General features: G+C 65.5%; 2 protein-coding genes. One reads left to right on the forward strand and one right to left on the reverse strand.

Features of this window, described 5'->3' with window-relative positions; translation table 11 throughout:
* The coding region (locus MJD61_13815; GenBank protein MCG8556348.1) for a pyridoxal-phosphate dependent enzyme at positions 1 to 638 on the forward strand (638 nt) is incomplete at its 5' end.
* Positions 639 to 686: 48 nt separating this feature from the next.
* On the opposite strand, the gene MJD61_13820 is transcribed toward MJD61_13815, so the two are convergent.
* Positions 687 to 1,406, reverse strand: a complete 720-nt coding sequence (locus tag MJD61_13820; GenBank protein ID MCG8556349.1) for a hypothetical protein — start codon at positions 1,404 to 1,406, stop codon at positions 687 to 689.
* Between the last annotated feature and the right edge of the window lie 391 nt (positions 1,407 to 1,797).

Here is a 1,797-nt window from a genome sequence, read left to right on the forward strand (position 1 = left end):
CCATGAATCCCTTCCGCATCGAAGGGCAGAAGGCGATCGGCATCGAGCTGCTGCACCAACTCGACTGGCACGTACCGGACTGGATGATCATACCCGTGGGTAACGCCGGCAACATCAGCGCGCTCGGCAAAGCCTTGCTCGAGCTTTCCGCCCTCGGTGTGATCGACAAGCTCCCGCGGCTGGTGGGTGCACAGTCCGCCGCCGCCGGCCCGCTCGTAAAGGCCCACACCGAAGGCTACCTGCGCCACGTCCGCGTCCAGGCGCAGCGCACGGTCGCCAGCGCCATCCGGATCGGCGATCCGGTTTCGTACGACAAGGCAGTCTCGGTGACGCGTGAGCTCGGCGGCTTGTTCGTGGCTGCGACCGACGCCGAGGCGCTCGAGGCCAAGGCGGCCGCCGACGCGTCCGGGGTTCACGTCTGCCCCAATTCCGGCGTCGCTCTGGCCGCAGCGAAGCAACTCGTATCCGATGGCACCATCAAGCGCAGCGACAGCGTCGCCATCATCGCCACAGCCCACGGAGCCAAGTTCTCTCAGGCCGCCATCGACTACCACACCGGTCAAGCCGGGCGGCGTCGCAACCCCCCGCGCGTGCTGCCCGCGCGCATAGACGCGGTACGCGCAGCCCTGTCCAGCTAGTCCCTCGCCTGACGAACGCGCAGATGGGGGCAGCGTCTGACACGCCGGTCAGGGAGTGAAGGCAACAAGCACACTTGGTGAGAGCCAGCCGATCTGGCGCTGGGCGTCTTCCTCGAGGTAGGTCGTGTCGATGCGCGCTCCGATGGTCAGCGACCGGGCGAGCTGGTAACGATAGCCTGCGCCGAACAGCACTGTAAGCTCGGCCTTCGGGGCGTGATGCTCCTCGGGTTCATGTGGCGCCGTTTCAAAGGTTAGACCGAGACCAAGCTGCATAAAGAAGCAGCCACGGCCGCTTGCGTTGCACCATCCTGTCGGGCTGTAGCGAGCAAAGCCGTAGCCGAGCAACATGGTCGTGTGTGTCGCTTGCAGGTGCCGTTCGAGTCTCTGAGCGGAGTATTGCAGCCCGCCGCCCACAAACACACGATGACCGAACAGGTTGGCCCCGTGCACACTGGCTTCCGCGGCAAAATGCGCCGAGATCCTGTGGTTGCCGCCGAACGTCATCGGACCCGGTACCCACAGGCCCGCATGAACCTCCAGGGAGGCGCGCTCGGAGCGGACGCCTCGGTCCGGGCTTGCACGCCAGCTGCCAGCCGCGGGTGCCGCGCCGACCGACACCGGGGCGTCTCCCTGTCCGCCGGGGTCCTTCGCTGCGTCCTGAGTCGGCGCCGTGTTCGCGACGGTCTGCGCATGCGCATTCGAGTGCGCAGCGGCTTCGACCATAGGCATTACGGTGAGCGCTAGCCCCAACAGCTCTACATGTCTCATCCTGGTCTCCTAACGACCTCGAGTTGGTTGAGAGCAACCGTTCACGGGGGGGGTCTTCGCTTCAGCGACTATTCCCCCCGGGCTTGAACGGTTACGTTTGAGAGGTCGCTAGAGGTTGTCGGCCACACGGATCACCGGTTGACGGTTTTCCTGCAGGAGACGGCGCGACAGGAGCTCCGGCCCCACCCCGGGGCTCCTGTTTACCGGGACGTCGGTGCGCCTTGCCAGCGACCGCCAGCCCTCGACGCCAATCGATCACAATCCCTGGCAGTGACACTGAGCGCCGGCACCACCGCCTGAAGGATAGTCCGCTTCGGCTACGCCTCCTGAAGGCTTCGCCTAAAGGCGAGGGTTTTCACCCATCCCCGAGGGGAGACAATAAAGGACATCC

It is taken from the genome of Pseudomonadota bacterium (assembly GCA_022361155.1).
Classification (GTDB): Bacteria; Myxococcota_A; Polyangia; order Polyangiales; family JAKSBK01; genus JAKSBK01.

Bases quoted from the DNA above. Each gene is read 5' to 3' on its own strand.
- MJD61_13820 (MCG8556349.1), bottom strand. From the start codon at position 1,406: ATGAGACATGTAGAGCTGTTGGGGCTAGCGCTCACCGTAATGCCTATG.